Genomic DNA, 17,949 nt, shown 5'->3' with positions numbered 1-17,949 from the left:
AAAAATTAGTAGTTTCTTCTTTTTATGTTAATAAATTATGCAGTTTCCAAATATAAAGCAAAAAAAACAAACCCCTGTAAATGCTTACAGGAGTTTGCTACAAAATTATAAGGCTTTTTGTCAAAAGCCCTTTTCATTCGAATTTTACGAAGCACCTGCTTCTTCAAACTCAACCTCTTCTAACTCGCCTAAACGATGATACTCTGTTAAAACCGCATCTTGAATTTTAGAGCGTGTACCAGAATTAATTGGATGTGCAATGTCACGGAACTCTCCATCTGGAGTACGTTTACTTGGCATTGCTACAAATAATCCATTATTACCATCAATTACACGAATATCATGAACAACAAATTCATGGTCTAGAGTAATAGAGGCAATTGCTCTCATGCGGCCTTCTGTGTTTACGCGGCGTAATCTTACGTCAGTCACTTCCATCTTGTGTTCACCACCCTTTTCTAAATAAGCGATATATTTGTATAAATTCCACAAATTTTCTATTTTCCCTTTAATTTTTTAAAAATTTTTAAGATAAAAATTTTTAATGTAGTTGAATATAGAGATTAGCGGAGGTTATCGCTTACAAAAGGTTACTTAACTAGGGCAATTACCTCAATTTCAACGGAAACATCTTTCGGTAATTTTGCTACTTGCACACAAGATCGAGCTGGTTTATGAGTAGAGAAATAAGAGCTATACACTTCATTCACAGCATTAAAATCATCCATGTCCTTTAAAAATACTGTTGTTTTTACGACTGTATCAAATGAAGCACCTGCTTCCTCTAATACCGCTTGTAAATTTTGAAATACTTGTTCTGTTTGTACTGTTACATCTCCTGTTACAAGCTCCCCATTTGCCGTCAATGGAATTTGTCCTGAGCTATAGAACATGTTATTTACAATAATCCCCTGTGAATAAGGTCCAATTGCTTGTGGTGCCTTGCTTGTTTGAACAACTTTCATATTTTTCACCCTTTTATTATTTATTTTACTCTTTAAAAATAGTGTACGAAAGGCAGTTTGTCCACCTATTTTATAATCTATAAATAAAATAAAAAAAGATAGAGCTATCTGCTCTATCTTTTATTCCGCCTCTACAAGCCCTTCATCAAATGGCGCAAGAGAATAATTCCCTTTTTCCACTTGAATCGTTTTTTCTTTCACATCAACTTCCGATAGACGAATTAATGATACAAAATTATTAATTAGTCGTTCTTCAATATCTGTGGATTCTACTAATACACCAATACCAACAACATTAGCCTTGAACTCTTCTAACATACTCATCATACCTTGAATTGTTCCGCCAGCTTTCATGAAGTCATCAATAATTAAAACATTCGACCCTTCTGGAAGACTGCGTTTCGCTAACGTCATTGTTTGAATTCGTTTAGAAGAACCCGACACATAGTTAATACTAACAGTCGGACCTTCTGTTACCTTATTATCTTTCCTTGCAATTACAACTGGTACATCTAAGTAATTTGCCACTGCATAAGCAAGTGGAATCCCTTTCGTTGCCACCGTCATAACTGCATCAATTGATTGCCTAGCAAAAACAGAAGCAAACAAACGACCTGCGCCATTAATATGGCGAGGATTACTCAATAAATCTGTCATGTATAAGTAACCGCCAGGCAAAATACGATCTGGGTTTTCAAATAAGCCACAAAGCTCATCAATAATTAGATCTGCCTCTTCTTCACTTATATACGGTATATATTTCACTCCTCCTGCTGCTCCTGGTATCGTTTGCAATGTGCCGACCCCTTGTTGTTCAAACGTTTGCTTAATAATAACTAAATCTTCACTAATGGAAGACTTAGCCGATTGATACCTTTCAGCAAAAAAAGTGAGAGATACTAGCTGACGAGGGTTTTGTAGCAAGTAATAAGTCATATCGACTAACCTTGTACTTCTTCTAATTTTCATACTCTCACCTCAAATCACGAATATTCTAAACAAATCATAACGTATTATACGCCTTTATTCAAGCGTTTCTCGCTCTCCTAATAAACGTACCGCATAGACTTGTTCACAAAATCCTTTTAATCCGTTATAAATACGATGCATTCGTGAATCATGGTGTACAAGTCCGAATACAGTTGGACCACTTCCACTCATTAATACAGCATCCGCTCCAAATCGCTTCATCTGTGATTTAATACGGGCAACTTCAGGATGCATTCCAAATGTTACATCTTCTAAAACGTTACCAACAGTATCACAAATTCCTTTATAATCACCAGAATTTATGACATCAACCATTTTATCTACATTTGGATGTGTAACTCGATTTAACTTTAAATTTCCATACACATCAGCAGTAGATACACCTATATGTGGTTTCGCTAAAATAACCCAACAAGAAGGCGGAGTCTTTATATGCTCAATTTTCTCTCCTCTTCCAGTGGCAATTGCTGTGCCTCCGTATACACAGAACGATACATCTGATCCAATTTCTGCGCCAAGCTCTGCTAACTCATCAATTGTAAGCCCTAAATTCCATAATTTATTAAGACCACGTAATGTCGCTGCTGCATCACTACTTCCACCTGCTAATCCAGCTGCTACTGGAATCGTTTTTTCAATAGTAATAGATACACCTTTTTTTACATTAAACTTCTCTTTTAATAATTTCGCTGCCTGATAAGCTAAATTTCGTTGGTCGTCTGGGACATACCGATTATGGGATAAAATTTCAATACGGTCTTCTGCTAATTCCGTTAGTTCTAGACGATCTGCTAAATCAATGGTTGTCATAATCATTTTCACTTCATGATATCCGTCTTGTCTTTTTCCCAGTACATCTAACGACAGATTAATCTTTGCTGGTGCTTTCACTAGTAGCTTCAATCTATTCACCCACTCTATGTACTCAATCTTTTATCGTTTATTTTACCATAAATTTATAGTAAGACGATGACACTTCCCTAATTATAACGAAAAGCATTCAGAATGAAACTACTTATGTAAAATGATGGCACCTTTTAGAGTACAAAAAGCCGAGGAATGTCTCCTCGGCTACCGTAGCATAGAAAGTATCTTACAACTACTGGTTTCGTTTCATTAATTGCTGTTCTGCAATTTCTATAGCACGTTTCACCATGTTACCAGCATCTTTCGCACGAATTCCGCCCCATCCTTCTTTCTGAACAACATCATAAAAGCCAAGCTCTTTTGCTAGCTCTTCTTTAAATTGGTTTGACATGACACCTCTTCGTCTACTCAATGCAGAGTCCCTCCTTATTTTGCTACGGTATAGTTAGTATGCAAAATAATATAGCTTTTCATTTATGGGAATATATGTAATGATATACGGATTATAAAATGACCTCATTATGAGGGTCTCCATAAAATGTTAACTCTACTGTCTCTGTTAAAACATCTGCATAACTATAAGATACACGTTGCAACGCATCTTCTTGTTGATCCAATTGTACAACAAAAACGGAACGGTATGTTTCTGCTAGTACACCTGATTGCTCCACAGTTTTTCTTCTTCCACTATTTGCTTTTAACATAAGTCGTTGTCCAAGATGGTGATCTAATTCGCTTTTAATTTCATCTAAACGTTTTGACATATACTTCGCTACACCTCGCTGTAATTTAGATTGAACACTTAAAGCACGATATATCTATCCTAATTATTAACCGCGATTCACAGCTAATATCATCCTGCGTTTGAATAGATAGAAGAAATACTATATTGTAAAAGTATCATTACGTAGTCTGTACGTTCTTACCTCTTTTTATCCAAATTCATTTAAATCCTTCCATACAAAAAAGCAAGATACATATGTATCCTGCTTACTCTTCGTAATGTTGAAAAGGTAATCCCGTTCGTAAAATCCCTCTCGTTTCAATTCCACCTAGTCCCTTTTCACCAGTAATTGTATTACGTACGACATCCCATACATTGACTCTCTCCATAAATGAAGTAAAACTAATTTTACCAACTACATATACAGGATCTAGTGCATGAATATTAATTCTAGATGGTGAACTAGCGAAATTGGCCCCTGCACGAATTAGTGCCTCAAAATGTGATTGACATGCCCCAGCAAAAATAACAAGTTGATCCAGTGATGGATATTTTTTTCGCACTTCACGAACAGCCTGTACAAAATGCCTTGAATGCCTATATGCCGCTAAATCTCCCTTCACTCCTTTTGATTTTGTATATGCATCATGCCCTGTAATAACGAGAATGTCTGGGCGAAAGTGATCTATTAAGTCTACTACTTTTTCATGCATCTCCGTTTCTTTACAATGAATACCTTGAACAGGAACGCCAATTTTGTTATATAAGTCTAAGCACTTGCGCAAATATAAAGGGTCTCCATCTATATGCAATACACGTCCCGGCATTTGAAAATAATTCACCTCACTTGTGTATCCACCAGTTGAAGTATGTTCATGCCTTTGTTTCATCAGTACATAATCTTGTTGAAACAAACGATACGTGCGCTCCATTGTTTCTTTCTCACGCTTCACCCTTTTTTTATGTTCTCTTTGATCTATACTAATTAAATCTTCAAGTGGCGCATCCGCCACCAGTCTAATTTCCTCTCCAAACAATATAGCTATCTCACCTTTTATTTCTATAATACGAAAAAGAATATCCCTCTTATGAGAATATCGTTCCACTAATTCTCCAACATGTAAAACCATTCTCCTACCTCCAAACTCATTAGGCCATCTTACCTGTTTTTAAAGTATGAATTTAGAGAGAGAAAGGTGACAAAAGGGACAGTTCAAGTTGAACTGTCCCTTTCATATTCTTATGATAATTTATGAAGAACTAATGCATTACTTAATGTTGCAAACTCTTCAATAGATAGCGTTTCGCCTCTTCGCTTTGGATCAATTCCTACTTCTGTTAAAATTCGATCCAATAACTCCTTATCTTTCGGGAAACCATTTAAATTATTTGATAAATTATTCATTAAAGTTTTACGGCGCTGTGCGAAACTTGCTCGTACTACTTCAAAGAAGAACGTTTCATCTGTCACCTCTACAACCGGTTTAGGACGCTTTAGAAGGCGGATAATTGCAGAATCAACGTTTGGCTGTGGTACAAACACTGTACGCGGTACAGTCATAACTGTTTCAACCTCTGTATAATACTGAATGGCAATCGATAAAGAACCATACTCTTTCGTTCCGGGTTTAGCAGCTAAACGATCTCCAACTTCTTTTTGCATCATAACAACAAATCCACGAACTGGTAACTTTTCTTCAAGCAATTTAAATAAAATTGGCGTTGTAATATAGTATGGTAAGTTAGCTACTACCATTACATCTTGCCCTTCTTCAAATTGCTCATTAAATACTTCATGTACATCTGCTTTTAGTACGTCTTTATTAATAACTGTAACGTTGCCATATGGCGCTAACGTCTCATCTAAAATTGGTAATAGTCTTTGATCAATTTCAAAAGCCACTACTTTTTTAGCACGCTTTGCTAATTGCTCTGTTAATGCACCAATACCTGGTCCAATTTCAATTGCACCACTTTCTGAACCAATTTCTGCATGATCGACAATACGATTTAATACATTTGTATCAATTAAAAAGTTTTGTCCTAAACTTTTTTTGAATGAAAATCCATACTTTTCAACAATGTCTTTTGTACGATTTGGCGTTGCGATATCCTTCATTTTTTTTCCTCCTGTATTACTTGCTTATAAGCTTCTGCAAATGATTCCTTTGAAACTTGAAACATCTGTAATCGTTTATGTAACTGTTTTGCATTTGTATAACCAATCTTTAATAGCTTACCCATTCTTTCTCTGCGGCTCTTTGCCATTTCTCCGCCCACTAAGCCTGCATCGACTAAATCACTCCAACTAATTTCACTTGTGTAAGCTTCCATTTCTTCATGTATATTCTCTAGAGCGCGGCGAATCGACTCATTAGAAGCGTGTTCGATCCCAACACCCTTTTTCCTTTTAGCAAGCGCTTCTTCCTTCGGTAAAAAGGCATGCTTACAGCCAGGAACCTTGTCAGAAATAATTTTTCGAATACGCTCTCCAGGATAATCCGGATCTGTGAAAATAATAACGCCCCTTTTTTGCTGCGCTAATTTAACTTGCTCAATAACATGATCACCGATTGCTGAACCGTTCGTTTCAATTGTATCCGCATCAACAGCACGCTTAATCGCAACTGTATCATCTTTACCTTCTACAACGATAATCTCTTTTATTTTCATGCTTGCCTCCACACTCATTTCGTCTCTACTTAGTAAAACAAAAAAATGACGACTTTTCCATTATTATTTTCCCCATTCTTATATTTTAAAAAATAGAATAGAAAAATCTTTGTTCTCTGTCCTTATTGTAACACTTCATCATTCACATTTATTTTCTTCATCACTTCTACTAGTTTTTCTCAAAATAAAAAAGAACAGGTTTCCCCATTCTTTTTTATTCAACACCAAATAAAGCTTTTGCATTTTTAGTTGTCATTTCTGCTACTTCCTCATAAGAAATTCCTTTTAAATTCGCAATTTCTTCTGCTACGAGTTTTACATAACTCGGTTCATTTCGTTTCCCTCGAAATGGATGCGGTGTTAAATACGGACAATCCGTCTCTATTAACAATTTCTCTAATGGAATCTCCGTAGCAACCTCTTTCGGCTTCTTAGCGTTTTTAAATGTAACTGGTCCACCTAACGAAATTAAAAAGTTCATATCAACACATCGCTCTGCTACCTCTACGCTGCCGCTAAAGCAATGCATAATGCCTCCTACTTCAGCTGCATTCTCTTCTTCTAGAATATCAACAATATCTTGAGTTGCATCGCGGTTATGTATAATAATCGGCAATTTTACTTTTTTCGCTAATGCAATTTGTTTACGGAATACTTCTTTCTGTATTTCTTTTGGAGACTTATCCCAGTGATAATCTAAGCCCATTTCTCCAAGTGCAACGACTTTAGGATGAGAAGCAAGTTCTTCTAACCAAGCTAAATGTTCTTCTGTCATGTCGATTGCATCAACTGGGTGCCACCCAACCGCAGCGTAAATAAAATCATAGGCTTCAGCTAATTCCATTGCCTTTTTTATCGTTACTTCATCAAAACCAACAACAACTGTATAAGTAACTCCCGCTTCTTTCATTCGGGCAATAACCTCTTGCAAATCTCCTTCGAATTGCTCTGCATTCAAATGTGAATGTGTATCAAACAACATAATACATAACTCCTTTTATATTGAAATCCAGTTTATTCTACAAAAATAAGTTCTTTAATAACTTAACGATAACAATACTACAATCTTAATGCAAAAATAGAGAGTGTAAAAAGAAAAAAGACGCTTCACACATGTTACACGTGAAACATCTCTTTTCTTGTCTTAATTACTTGATTTTTGTACCATTTGGTAGATTTTGGTCAATTGATGCTAATGACAATACGCCATTCTCTTCACCCGCTAAAATCATACCTTGCGATAATTCACCGCGTAATTTTACAGGTTTTAAGTTTGTTACACAAATAACCTTTTTACCTTTTAAGTCTTCCGGCGAATAGAATTTTGCAATTCCAGAAACAACTTGACGCTTTTCTGTACCTAAGTCTAGTTGAATTTTTAACAGCTTGTCTGCTTTTTTCACAGGTTCAGCAGATAGTACTTCAGCTACGCGTAATTCTACTTTAAAGAAATCATCAATTGTAATTTCTTCTGCCTTCGGTTCTTCTTCTTTTTTCTCTTCTACTTTAGGAGCAGAGCTTTTCATTTGTTCTTTAATGTACTCTACTTCCACTTCCATTTCTAAACGAGGGAAAATTGGGTTTCCTTTTTCTACTTTTGTTCCAGCTGGAATGCAGCCAATTGTAGATAGACTTTCCCAAGATTTATGAGCTTCATCAGTAAGGCCAAGCTGAGCAAACATCTTGCTTGGTGCTACTGTTAAGAATGGCATAAGCATAATACCTGTTTGACGAAGTACTTCTGCTAAATGAGCCATTACAGAGGCTAACTTTTCACGATCATTCTCATCTTTTGCTAATACCCATGGTTGTGTTTCATCAATATATTTATTCGTACGACTAACTAGTTGCCAAATAGATCCTAACGCTACAGAGAACTCCATATTCTCCATTGCTTCTTCTACTTTTTTCAAAGTATCTTGTGCAAACGCTACTAACGTTTCATCAAATTCCGTCACATTTGCTTTAAATGCAGGGATTTCTCCGTTAAAGTACTTATCAATCATAGCTACTGTACGATTTAATAAATTACCTAAGTCATTTGCTAAGTCGAAATTAATACGCTCCACAAATCCTTCTGGTGTAAATACGCCATCAGATCCAAATGGAACTTCACGAAGTAAGTAATAACGTAATGCATCTAATCCGTAACGATCGATTAATGTAACTGGATCTACTACGTTTCCTTTTGACTTACTCATCTTTCCATCCTTCATTAAAATCCAGCCATGAGCAAAGACTTTCTTCGGAAGAGGTAAATCTAATGCCATTAAAATTATCGGCCAATAAATTGTATGGAAACGAACAATTTCTTTCCCAACTAAATGCACATCTGCAGGCCAGAATTTTTTATATTTCTCTTCATTTGCTGTTCCATAACCTAACGCCGTAATATAGTTAGATAATGCGTCAACCCATACGTAAATAACGTGTTTTGGGTTACCAGGAACACGAACTCCCCAGTCAAATGAAGTACGAGAAACTGCTAAATCTTCTAATCCTGGTTTAATAAAATTATTAATCATTTCATTTTTACGAGACTCCGGCTGAATGAAATGTGGATTATCTTCATAGAACTTTAATAGTCTGTCGACATATTTACCCATTCTAAAGAAATAAGATTCTTCACGAACAAGTTCTACATCATGACCACTATCTGGGCTTTTTCCTCCAACTACTTTGTCGCCTTCCATAATTGGATCTACTAATTGATGCTCTGTATAGAACGTCTCATCTTGTACAGAATACCAACCTTCATATTCATCAAGATAAATGTCACCTTGATCTACTAATTGTTTAAAGATTTTTTCGACAACATCTTTATGACGATCTTCAGTTGTACGAATAAAATCATCATAAGAAATATCCATCTTCTCCCAAAGCTCTTTAATTCCTGCAACAATGTTATCAACATATGCCTGTGGCGTAATATTTAACTCTTCTGCTTTCTTTTGGATCTTCTGTCCATGCTCATCAGTTCCTGTTAAATAATGCACATTATAACCTTGCATACGCTTATATCGTGCCATCGCATCTCCTGCTACTGTCGTATAAGCATGTCCAATGTGTAATTTTCCACTTGGATAATAAATTGGGGTAGTAATATAAAAGGACTTATTTTCCTCTGTCATTGTTTTGGACCTCCCGAATAACCTCATATGTATTTATAAACAGTATATCAAAAACTCATATATAAAGTGAAACTTTAATCAGTAGGGTTTTTGTTCCTCCCCACTAATTATTAGCCCACGTTAATTGGGCTTTTACGAGCAGCCCAAATCTAACTTATCTTCTTTACGCCAACCTAATTTTCAATTTAGGTCTTAATGCTCGATATCTTTATCATCTATTGCTCATATTTCAAAAAAATATACAATATCCACTTTGAATTTATTATTTTTTCAGAAAATAATGTAAATAATTGTGGAATTTCCTCTCAATCTATTATATATAAGAAATAAGAAATCTATAAATCTTTTTAAAAAATATAGAATTTAAGAATTGACGGAAATGTAAATGATTGGTATCATATGTCCATAGGGTATTTTGTCGAAAAATGACGAATCTAAAAATAGACTCGAAACTTATAAACTATTTATTTAGGAGGAAAAAAATTATGAAATCTACTGGTATTGTTCGTAAAGTTGATGAATTAGGTCGTGTAGTAATTCCAATCGAATTACGCCGTACTTTAGGTATTGCAGAAAAGGATGCTCTTGAAATCTATGTTGATGACGAAAAAATCATCTTAAAGAAATATAAACCAAACATGACTTGCCAAGTAACTGGTGAAGTATCTGACGGTAACCTTTCTTTAGCTGAAGGTAAAATCATCTTAAGCAAAGAAGGCGCTGAGCAAATCTTAAACGAACTTCAAGATTATATCGAAACAGCAAAATAAGCTTCTCAATTATGAGAAGCTTATTTTTTATCGACATGATAGATTTGATATACATCTCTTTTCGACAAATCTCGATCTTTAGCGACTGTTTTAATCGCTTCTTTTGAATTCATACTTTTTTCATTTATATAATATTCAATATGATCATATACCGAAAGAGATTCCCACCATTGTTCTTCTGGAGCAGGTTCTTCTGTTGAACCAGCTACTAAAATACAAAACTCACCACGTACTTCATTTTGCTTCGTCCACTCAATTGCTTCTTCGATTGTTCCTCGAATAAATTCCTCAAATTTTTTCGTTAACTCTCGACATAATACAATCTCTCTATTTCCCAACACTTCCTGCATCGAAATTAAAGTATCATCTAAACGATGAGGTGCTTCATAAAACATCATTGTAGTTTGTACATAACGAAGCTTTTCTAACTCCATCTTCCGTTCCTTTTTGTTTCTCTGCAAGAAACCATAGAAATAAAACTGCTTTGTTTCAAGACCGGATGCAATTAATGCTGTAAGGGCTGCATTTGCTCCAGGAAGCGGAATTACATGATATTGCTCAGCTACTGCCTCAACGACAATATCGTAACCTGGATCAGAAATACACGGCATACCAGCGTCACTAACAAGTGCTACATTCTTTCCATCCTCTAATTTCTCTAATAGTTTCTTCCCACTTACTTCTTTATTGTGCTCATGATAACTCGTGACAGGTGTTTCAATTTCAAAATAATTACAAAGTTTTTTCGTTTGTCTCGTATCTTCAGCAGCAATTAAATCAACTTCTTTTAAAATTCGGATTGCACGAAATGTCATATCTTCTAGATTTCCAATAGGAGTTGGTACTAAATATAAAACTCCCTTTTCATTTTGTTGAAAGCTTTTTTGTTGCCACATAGCGTTCTCCTTTTTGCATATATGCCTCTTTTTGTTTTCTCGTTAATTGCTTAAAGTAATACTCCGCTTGCATAGCTGTACGCTTATCATCGTGGGTCTCTACATATTTTAAAACGACAGGAAGCCTGACGCGTGTATACTTAGCCCCTTTGCCGCTATTATGAGTCTGAATTCTCTTTTCTATATGGTTTGTATATCCAGCATAATAACTTCCATCAGAGCACTCTACCACATAAAAAAAGTGCTTATTCTTCTCCATATAAAATTGAACGTAGCTCCTTTGTATATTCGTTATTGTTCTCATATACAACGAGAGGCGGTAAAATTTTCAAATCTGCATTTCCATCCTTAATTCCTTCAATTAACAATGTATTTGCTTCTTTTCCAACCTTAGGATAAACAAATTGCACACGCTTTGGTTCAATTTTATATTTACGCATTAATGTGACAATGTCTAGTAATCGCCCTGGACGATGTACAAACGCTACTTTCCCACCTTGTTTTACTAACTGACTACTTGCAGATACAACATCTTCTAATGTACACATAATTTCATGACGAGCTATCGCTAAATGTTCATTCATATTTTTCTCTGAAGTTTGAGGTGTTTGAAAATATGGTGGATTACATGTAACAACATCATATTGATGACGCCCAAGTTTCTCTGGCATATCTTTCAAATCTCCATGTATGAGGTGAATTCTTTCTTCCAACCCATTGTATTGAACACTTCTTACTCCCATATCATATAAGCGTTCTTGAATTTCCACACCAGTAATATTTCCTTTTGTTCTTGTACTTAATAGAAGGGGAACAACCGCGTTACCTGTACACAAATCAAGTAAATTCCCCTTTTGAATTGGTACCCATGCAAAATCTGCAAGTAAAACGGCATCTAAAGAAAAATTAAATACTGATGGGCTTTGTATAATCTTCATGTCTTGTGCTAATAAGTAATCTAAACGTTCATCTTCATATAAATTCATATACTGCTCCTTTTCTTACCCTTAACCTACCCTATTTCATGTATAAAAAATTACCTTTCCAATTATAATTGGAAAGGTAATTTCACTTTTTATTTAAGAATGAAAGACAGAACAAACAATCTCCCTCTTTACGTACACTTCCATAATGTAGATTGCAAATATGAAAACCTTCTTGATATAGTCTCGCTAAATTGTCATAGCCTTCACCAATATCTGTTTTCGGCTTCACTTCTTTACGTTTTTGAGTTTTTTGTTTTTCTTTATTCTGCACTTCTTCAAAACGGTGTCGCAAATTGTTATTTTCCATTTTTATATGTTGGTTTTCTTCCAACAACTCTGCAAGATGCTGTTTTAACTCTCCCAACTGTTTATATAAATGTCCAATTTGCTCTTCCATACTAGAAACCGATTCAAAAATATCTTTTTTCTCCACAAGCACCCACCTCATTAATCTGTGGTTTGACTCGAAACGACCCCTTTATTCACTAACTCATCTAACGTATATTCTACTATCCGTTCCTTGTCTACTAGTTCCACTTGAATTAATCTTTCTAAAATATTTAATCCGATAACACGGCCAGTACCATGCGGGGTTTGTATACGTTGATCTAAATCAGGAAGTTGTTCCTTTGCTGCCTCATATTCATCATTCTCATATTTTAAGCAACACATTAAGCGACCACATAAACCAGAGATTTTTGCAGGATTTAATGATAAATTTTGATCCTTTGCCATTTTAATGGATACAGGTTCAAAATCCCCTAAAAAAGTAGAACAACAAAGCATACGACCACATGGACCAATACCACCTAGCATCTTCGCTTCATCACGAACACCAATTTGTCTTAGTTCAATTCTTGTTCTAAAAATTGCGGCTAAGTCCTTCACTAGTTCGCGGAAATCGATCCGACCATCCGCAGTAAAATAGAAAATAATCTTATTACGATCGAATGTATACTCTACATCTACAAGTTTCATATCAAGATTATGCTCTACTACCTTTTGTTGACAAACTTGATATGCTTCTTTGGCAGCATGTTTGTTCTCTTCAACAATGGTACGATCATTTTCATTTGCAATACGAATAACCTTTTTTAGCGGTAATACAACGTCGTTTTCATCAACTTGTTTTTTGGTAATAACTACTTTTCCGTATTCAATACCTCTTACCGTTTCTACAATGACAAACTCATTTTCAGAGATATCGAACTGGTTTGGATCAAAGTAATATACCTTTCCGGCCTTCTTAAAGCGAACACCTACTACATCATACAAAACGGTCATCCCTCCTGCAACCGCAACACTAACTGTTCGAACACAAGCTGCGCATTTACATTAGCGTTGATTCTATTTTTTGCCTCTAATATATTAAAGAGAGCTGATACAATGCGCTTCTGAGCATAGGAAAACGATTCAAACATCTCTTTCTGCTCATGAAAAACAAGACGATCTTCTTCTCCAAGTTGAACATATAATAAATCCTTATAAATAAGGAGTAACATATCTAAACCTTGCTGTAATTGTTCTTTCTCTCCAAAGTGTTTTCCCCATTTTTCTTGTACAAAAAAAATAGAGGTTTTATCTTTTTCGAGCGCTTCACATAATTTTATCACTAAAGCTCGTGCTTGTGCAAACCATTCATCACTACATAAAGCTAAAGCTTCATCAAAACTATTTGTAAGTTGAGCAGCAAGTGTCGATAAAGATGCTGTAATCCCTTCATCCTGTAATCTTCTAATTAAAGATTCCGTAGGTAACGGTCTAAACGTAACAACTTGGCAGCGAGATAAAATCGTATTTAAAATTTGATGACTTTGTTCAGTAAGTAAAATAGCAGTTGTATCACTACTTGGTTCTTCTAAAAATTTCAAAAGTGTATTTGCCGCATTTGCTGTCATACGATCTGCGTGCTCAATAATATATATTTTTTTATTTGCCTCTAATCCTGTTTTGGAAAACTCTTCTTGTAAATCATGAATTTGCTGCTTCTTAATAGATAATCCGTCTGGTTTTACAATATGTAAGTTAGGGTGGTTACCTGAATCAATTCGCTTACAGTTTGTACATACATGGCAGGGCTCTACTCCATTCCGCTCAGAACAGAGGAAACTCTTTGCCATTTGAATTGCTGTCGCAAACTTTCCTGTCCCTTTCCCTCCCTCTAACAAGTAAGCGTGGGATATACGCTCTTTTGCAATGCTATTCATCAACATTTTTACACCGATGGGTTGTATAGCAGAAAGCTGCTCCCACGTCTTCGTCATAATGCATACCTCACTTATTTCATTCTTTCCTTCTATTATAACAATTTATCTTCTATAATCTGAACAACTTCTTCTATAAGTTTTTCCATCGGTTGATCAGCATTTACCAATACAATACGATCCGAGAAACGTTCTACAACTTGTAAATACCCTTCGCGCACACGTTTATGGAAAGAGATATCTTCCATATCTAGTCGATTTACTTCACGTCCTGCATCTTTTTCAATCCGAGCCAAACCAACCTCAGGCTCAATGTCTAGATAAATTGTTAAACTAGGCATACAGTCCTCTGTTGCGAAACGATTTATTTCAAATACCTTATCCATACCCAATCCTCTTGCATAGCCTTGGTATGCTAAAGAGCTATCTATAAAACGATCACATAACACGAGGTAGTTCTCATTAAGTGCTGGCATAACTTTTTCTACTAAATGTTGTCTGCGCGCAGCAGCATAAAGAAGCGCTTCTGTACGTGCTTCCATCATCGTATATTCTTGTTTATGTAAAATCGTCCTAATGTCCTCAGAAATTGCAATACCGCCTGGTTCCCTTGTCGCCATTACCTTTTGTGCTTTTTGTTCAAAATATGGCAATAAGCTTTTAATTAACGTTGTTTTACCTGAACCTTCTGGGCCCTCAATTGTTACAAATAATCCCTTCATCCTAAAACCTACTTTCTATATCATACACTTTCATATATTTCGTATTACCTTGAAAACGAGCTCCTGCTCTTTCTAAATACATAATTTGCTCTTTATGCTCTGAAGTAATTCTCTCTCCATACATAATTAATGGAATTCCAGGTGGATACGGAATCACCATTTCCGCCGCTATCATTCCAACAGCATCTTCTATAGATACTATCTTTGTTTCATATCCGTCTAGTTGTTTATACGTATACGGTAAAAGAGAGAATTCACCATTATAAGTATAACGAATAGATTCCCTCTTGTCTTTCACCTCATAATGTTGCAATGCTACTCGGATCATCTCTATAACCTTCATATATCCCTCATTTACTTGTAAGGGTAAAATAAATAGGACATTGTACGGATCAGCCATCTCTGTATATATACCGACCTTTTCAAATACAGACTGTAATTCGTACCCTGATAACTGACAACGAGTTTGTACGGTGACCTTTAACTCATCTTGCAACGGATATTCTAAAATGGCGATTTGGGGAATAGAACGTAATTGTTCCTTAAATCTTCGTAAAAACTCAACAATTTCACTGTGACCTTCTTCTTTTATACGCGCCATTGTAAAGCGTGCTATATCCAAGGAAGCCATAATTGGATACGATGGACTACTAGATTGTAGCATACTTAAATAAGTAGTAACCTTATCTTCGTCTACTAAATGACTATTTATATGTAAATAGGAACCCATTGTCATTGCGGGTAATGTTTTATGTGCAGAATGAACTACAATATCTGCACCATATGTTAATGCTGACTTCGGAAATGGTTCTCCCAAACATAGATGTGCCCCATGTGCCTCATCTACCAAAACAGGGATTTTATGTGCATGTGCAAAAGCGATGCTTGCCTCTAAATCCATCCCCATACCATAATAATTAGGATGCGTTAAAATAAGTGCTTTCGCATTTGGATACTTTCTAATTGCGTTCTTAATAATTTCATTACGAACTCCCACTGGTACGTTGTAAGCTTCATCAATCCATGGATCTAAAAAAATGGGATTTGCTCCCGCAAGTTTTAAACCATTAATAATTGATTTATGACAATTTCTTTGTACAAGAACAATATCATGTTCCCCGCAACAAGACAAAATCATTGCTAAGTTCCCGACTGTTGAACCATTAATTAAAAAATAACTTCTCTTTGTATTATAAACTTCAGCCAATAATTGTTGTGCCTCATCTATACATTCAAACGGACTATGCAAATCATCTAGTCCTGCTAATTCAGTTACATCAATAGATAGAATACCTTTAAACTCTCTTATTGCCTCCTGAGGGAAGTTTAAACCATTCTTATGACCAGGAACATGAAAGGATAACGGCCCTCTTTCTTTAAACTCTATTAACGCCTCATATAAAGGCATACGATTTTGATTCATCTACATCTCTTCCTTATTATTCATTCTCTATCTATTATACAGAACAAAAAAAATAATAGGCATATGCCTATTTAAAAATATGATACTTCTAATTTTCGAAGCTGCTTTAAATAATATATATATTTCGGATCATCTGTCTCTGTATTCACCATATCCTTTTCACATTCATGGCATATTAAATTATTATAAACATATATACCTTCTTTTCTTTTTGTCTCACAAACAATACAAACTTCACTTTGTAATGTCATAATCTTCCCTCCCTATTTAAGTGAACCTATTTTATACTTCTAATCCTTAACAATTTACAGAAAAATATACACCCATCTTTTATATAATATGATTAACTCTTGGGCAACGTGTTTGTATTTCCATTACTTCTTTCCCATTCTTTTTAACAATACAAAAAAACACAAGTCAAATGACTTGTGTTTTTAGTTGCTTGGCGACGTCCTACTCTCACAGGGACAAGGTCCCAACTACCATCGGCGCTAGAGAGCTTAACTTCCGTGTTCGGTATGGGAACGGGTGTGACCTCTCTGCCATCATCACCAAACTATGAAGGCATATTCCTTCAAAACTAGATAACATTTGCTACATATTATATGGTTAAGTCCTCGATCTATTAGTATTCGTCAGCTCCACATGTCACCATGCTTCCACCTCGAACCTATCAACCTGATCATCTTTCAGGGATCTTACTAGCTTACGCTATGGGAAATCTCATCTTGAGGGGGGCTTCATGCTTAGATGCTTTCAGCACTTATCCCTTCCGCACATAGCTACCCAGCTATGCCCTTGGCAGAACAACTGGTACACCAGCGGTGCGTCCATCCCGGTCCTCTCGTACTAAGGACAGCTCCTCTCAAATTTCCTACGCCCACGACGGATAGGGACCGAACTGTCTCACGACGTTCTGAACCCAGCTCGCGTACCGCTTTAATGGGCGAACAGCCCAACCCTTGGGACCGACTACAGCCCCAGGATGCGATGAGCCGACATCGAGGTGCCAAACCTCCCCGTCGATGTGGACTCTTGGGGGAGATAAGCCTGTTATCCCCGGGGTAGCTTTTATCCGTTGAGCGATGGCCCTTCCATGCGGAACCACCGGATCACTAAGCCCGACTTTCGTCCCTGCTCGACTTGTAGGTCTCGCAGTCAAGCTCCCTTATGCCTTTGCACTCTACGAATGATTTCCAACCATTCTGAGGGAACCTTTGGGCGCCTCCGTTACACTTTAGGAGGCGACCGCCCCAGTCAAACTGCCCACCTGACACTGTCTCCCGGGTCGATAAGACCCGTAGGTTAGAATTTCAATACAGTCAGGGCGGTATCCCACCAGCGCCTCCACCGAAGCTAGCGCTCCGGTTTCAATGGCTCCCGCCTATCCTGTACAAACTGTACCAAAATTCAATATCAGGCTACAGTAAAGCTCCACGGGGTCTTTCCGTCCTGTCGCGGGTAACCTGCATCTTCACAGGTACTATAATTTCACCGAGTCTCTGGTTGAGACAGTGCCCAAATCGTTACACCTTTCGTGCGGGTCGGAACTTACCCGACAAGGAATTTCGCTACCTTAGGACCGTTATAGTTACGGC

21 protein-coding genes and 2 rRNA genes (1 of these 23 running past the window's edge) are annotated in these 17,949 nt (G+C 36.4%); 1 reads left to right on the top strand and 22 read right to left on the bottom strand.

Features of this window, described 5'->3' with window-relative positions; genetic code table 11:
- Nucleotides 1-144: 144 nt before the first annotated feature.
- The 11 genes from spoVG to metG form a co-directional block, all read right to left on the bottom strand.
- The gene (spoVG, locus tag DN399_RS00280) at nt 145-438 is read right to left on the bottom strand and encodes a septation regulator SpoVG (protein ID WP_000454041.1); all 294 of its coding nucleotides are present in this window, start codon (nt 436-438) and stop codon (nt 145-147) included.
- Between the two features lie 152 nt (nt 439-590).
- Nucleotides 591-965, bottom strand: a complete 375-nt coding sequence (locus DN399_RS00275) for a RidA family protein (RefSeq protein WP_000869815.1) — start codon at nt 963-965, stop codon at nt 591-593.
- Nucleotides 966-1,085: 120 nt separating this feature from the next.
- A complete protein-coding gene (gene purR, locus DN399_RS00270) occupies nt 1,086-1,934 on the bottom strand; it encodes a pur operon repressor (protein ID WP_000702467.1) in 849 nt (282 codons plus the stop codon).
- A gap of 54 nt (nt 1,935-1,988) precedes the next feature.
- Nucleotides 1,989-2,858, bottom strand: a complete 870-nt coding sequence (gene ispE / locus DN399_RS00265) for a 4-(cytidine 5'-diphospho)-2-C-methyl-D-erythritol kinase (protein ID WP_000772104.1) — start codon at nt 2,856-2,858, stop codon at nt 1,989-1,991.
- Between the two features lie 196 nt (nt 2,859-3,054).
- The gene (sspF, locus tag DN399_RS00260; RefSeq protein WP_002094215.1) at nt 3,055-3,234 is read right to left on the bottom strand and encodes an acid-soluble spore protein SspF; all 180 of its coding nucleotides are present in this window, start codon (nt 3,232-3,234) and stop codon (nt 3,055-3,057) included.
- A 91-nt stretch (nt 3,235-3,325) separates the two neighbouring features.
- Nucleotides 3,326-3,586 (bottom strand): biofilm formation stimulator Veg, encoded by a 261-nt coding sequence (gene veg / locus DN399_RS00255; protein ID WP_000044347.1) that lies wholly within the window; start codon nt 3,584-3,586, stop codon nt 3,326-3,328.
- Between the two features lie 226 nt (nt 3,587-3,812).
- Nucleotides 3,813-4,676, bottom strand: a complete 864-nt coding sequence (gene yabG, locus DN399_RS00250; RefSeq protein ID WP_000242868.1) for a sporulation peptidase YabG — start codon at nt 4,674-4,676, stop codon at nt 3,813-3,815.
- Nucleotides 4,677-4,786: 110 nt separating this feature from the next.
- Complete coding sequence (rsmA, locus tag DN399_RS00245) at nt 4,787-5,665, bottom strand: 16S rRNA (adenine(1518)-N(6)/adenine(1519)-N(6))-dimethyltransferase RsmA (RefSeq protein ID WP_000651548.1); 879 nt, start codon at nt 5,663-5,665, stop codon at nt 4,787-4,789.
- On the bottom strand, nt 5,662-6,219 hold the full coding sequence (gene rnmV, locus DN399_RS00240; protein ID WP_000692835.1) for a ribonuclease M5: 558 nt from the start codon (nt 6,217-6,219) through the stop codon (nt 5,662-5,664). Before rnmV ends, rsmA begins: the two co-directional genes overlap by 4 nt.
- A gap of 214 nt (nt 6,220-6,433) precedes the next feature.
- Complete coding sequence (locus DN399_RS00235; RefSeq protein ID WP_006915843.1) at nt 6,434-7,201, bottom strand: TatD family hydrolase; 768 nt, start codon at nt 7,199-7,201, stop codon at nt 6,434-6,436.
- A 166-nt stretch (nt 7,202-7,367) separates the two neighbouring features.
- The gene (gene metG, locus DN399_RS00230) at nt 7,368-9,350 is read right to left on the bottom strand and encodes a methionine--tRNA ligase (protein ID WP_000134132.1); all 1,983 of its coding nucleotides are present in this window, start codon (nt 9,348-9,350) and stop codon (nt 7,368-7,370) included.
- A 485-nt stretch (nt 9,351-9,835) separates the two neighbouring features.
- Here metG and DN399_RS00225 point away from each other — a divergent pair, with 485 nt between their 5' ends.
- Nucleotides 9,836-10,120, top strand: a complete 285-nt coding sequence (locus DN399_RS00225; RefSeq protein WP_000843036.1) for a transition state genes transcriptional regulator AbrB — start codon at nt 9,836-9,838, stop codon at nt 10,118-10,120.
- Between the two features lie 20 nt (nt 10,121-10,140).
- Here DN399_RS00225 and rsmI read toward each other — a convergent pair whose 3' ends face one another.
- The 11 genes from rsmI to DN399_RS00170 all read right to left on the bottom strand — a co-directional run.
- Nucleotides 10,141-11,016, bottom strand: a complete 876-nt coding sequence (gene rsmI / locus DN399_RS00220) for a 16S rRNA (cytidine(1402)-2'-O)-methyltransferase (RefSeq protein ID WP_000267821.1) — start codon at nt 11,014-11,016, stop codon at nt 10,141-10,143.
- Nucleotides 10,985-11,275 (bottom strand): GIY-YIG nuclease family protein, encoded by a 291-nt coding sequence (locus DN399_RS00215; RefSeq protein WP_000414350.1) that lies wholly within the window; start codon nt 11,273-11,275, stop codon nt 10,985-10,987. The genes rsmI and DN399_RS00215 overlap by 32 nt, the downstream gene beginning before the upstream one ends.
- Nucleotides 11,262-12,002, bottom strand: coding sequence for a tRNA1(Val) (adenine(37)-N6)-methyltransferase (locus DN399_RS00210; RefSeq protein ID WP_001055366.1), 741 nt, complete (start codon nt 12,000-12,002; stop codon nt 11,262-11,264). The genes DN399_RS00215 and DN399_RS00210 overlap by 14 nt, the downstream gene beginning before the upstream one ends.
- 82 nt (nt 12,003-12,084) lie before the next feature.
- The gene (gene yabA, locus DN399_RS00205; RefSeq protein ID WP_000412063.1) at nt 12,085-12,435 is read right to left on the bottom strand and encodes a DNA replication initiation control protein YabA; all 351 of its coding nucleotides are present in this window, start codon (nt 12,433-12,435) and stop codon (nt 12,085-12,087) included.
- A 14-nt stretch (nt 12,436-12,449) separates the two neighbouring features.
- Nucleotides 12,450-13,277 carry a PSP1 domain-containing protein gene (locus tag DN399_RS00200; protein WP_000272429.1) on the bottom strand — a complete coding sequence of 276 codons (828 nt, stop codon included), beginning with the start codon at nt 13,275-13,277 and terminating at the stop codon, nt 12,450-12,452.
- A 5-nt stretch (nt 13,278-13,282) separates the two neighbouring features.
- Nucleotides 13,283-14,266 carry a DNA polymerase III subunit delta' gene (holB, locus tag DN399_RS00195; RefSeq protein ID WP_000169561.1) on the bottom strand — a complete coding sequence of 328 codons (984 nt, stop codon included), beginning with the start codon at nt 14,264-14,266 and terminating at the stop codon, nt 13,283-13,285.
- A gap of 35 nt (nt 14,267-14,301) precedes the next feature.
- Nucleotides 14,302-14,928, bottom strand: coding sequence for a dTMP kinase (gene tmk / locus DN399_RS00190; RefSeq protein WP_000677218.1), 627 nt, complete (start codon nt 14,926-14,928; stop codon nt 14,302-14,304).
- A 1-nt stretch (nt 14,929) separates the two neighbouring features.
- Nucleotides 14,930-16,351 (bottom strand): aminotransferase class I/II-fold pyridoxal phosphate-dependent enzyme, encoded by a 1,422-nt coding sequence (locus tag DN399_RS00185; RefSeq protein ID WP_006920522.1) that lies wholly within the window; start codon nt 16,349-16,351, stop codon nt 14,930-14,932.
- Between the two features lie 71 nt (nt 16,352-16,422).
- Nucleotides 16,423-16,602, bottom strand: coding sequence for a sigma factor G inhibitor Gin (locus DN399_RS00180; protein ID WP_000175076.1), 180 nt, complete (start codon nt 16,600-16,602; stop codon nt 16,423-16,425).
- 189 nt (nt 16,603-16,791) lie between these two features.
- A 5S ribosomal RNA gene (gene rrf, locus DN399_RS00175) occupies nt 16,792-16,907 on the bottom strand.
- Between the two features lie 49 nt (nt 16,908-16,956).
- Nucleotides 16,957-17,949 (bottom strand): 23S ribosomal RNA (locus DN399_RS00170) (it continues 1,929 nt past the right edge of the window).

The organism is Bacillus sp. AR4-2, from assembly GCF_008274865.1.
Taxonomy (GTDB): domain Bacteria; phylum Bacillota; class Bacilli; order Bacillales; family Bacillaceae_G; genus Bacillus_A; species Bacillus_A cereus.
This window is presented reverse-complemented; position numbering and strand designations above follow the sequence as displayed.

Coding starts and splice junctions, on each gene's coding strand:
- tmk (WP_000677218.1), bottom strand. CDS start 14,928: ATGAAGGGATTATTTGTAACAATTGAGGGCCCAGAAGGTTCAGGTAAA.
- DN399_RS00215 (WP_000414350.1), bottom strand. CDS start 11,275: ATGGAGAAGAATAAGCACTTTTTTTATGTGGTAGAGTGCTCTGATGGA.
- purR (WP_000702467.1), bottom strand. CDS start 1,934: ATGAAAATTAGAAGAAGTACAAGGTTAGTCGATATGACTTATTACTTG.
- DN399_RS00180 (WP_000175076.1), bottom strand. CDS start 16,602: ATGACATTACAAAGTGAAGTTTGTATTGTTTGTGAGACAAAAAGAAAA.
- DN399_RS00185 (WP_006920522.1), bottom strand. CDS start 16,351: ATGAATCAAAATCGTATGCCTTTATATGAGGCGTTAATAGAGTTTAAA.
- holB (WP_000169561.1), bottom strand. CDS start 14,266: ATGACGAAGACGTGGGAGCAGCTTTCTGCTATACAACCCATCGGTGTA.
- DN399_RS00275 (WP_000869815.1), bottom strand. CDS start 965: ATGAAAGTTGTTCAAACAAGCAAGGCACCACAAGCAATTGGACCTTAT.
- rnmV (WP_000692835.1), bottom strand. CDS start 6,219: ATGAAAATAAAAGAGATTATCGTTGTAGAAGGTAAAGATGATACAGTT.
- DN399_RS00210 (WP_001055366.1), bottom strand. CDS start 12,002: ATGAATTTATATGAAGATGAACGTTTAGATTACTTATTAGCACAAGAC.
- rsmI (WP_000267821.1), bottom strand. CDS start 11,016: ATGTGGCAACAAAAAAGCTTTCAACAAAATGAAAAGGGAGTTTTATAT.
- rsmA (WP_000651548.1), bottom strand. CDS start 5,665: ATGAAGGATATCGCAACGCCAAATCGTACAAAAGACATTGTTGAAAAG.
- veg (WP_000044347.1), bottom strand. CDS start 3,586: ATGTCAAAACGTTTAGATGAAATTAAAAGCGAATTAGATCACCATCTT.
- yabG (WP_000242868.1), bottom strand. CDS start 4,676: ATGGTTTTACATGTTGGAGAATTAGTGGAACGATATTCTCATAAGAGG.
- spoVG (WP_000454041.1), bottom strand. CDS start 438: ATGGAAGTGACTGACGTAAGATTACGCCGCGTAAACACAGAAGGCCGC.
- metG (WP_000134132.1), bottom strand. CDS start 9,350: ATGACAGAGGAAAATAAGTCCTTTTATATTACTACCCCAATTTATTAT.
- DN399_RS00235 (WP_006915843.1), bottom strand. CDS start 7,201: ATGTTGTTTGATACACATTCACATTTGAATGCAGAGCAATTCGAAGGA.
- DN399_RS00225 (WP_000843036.1), top strand. CDS start 9,836: ATGAAATCTACTGGTATTGTTCGTAAAGTTGATGAATTAGGTCGTGTA.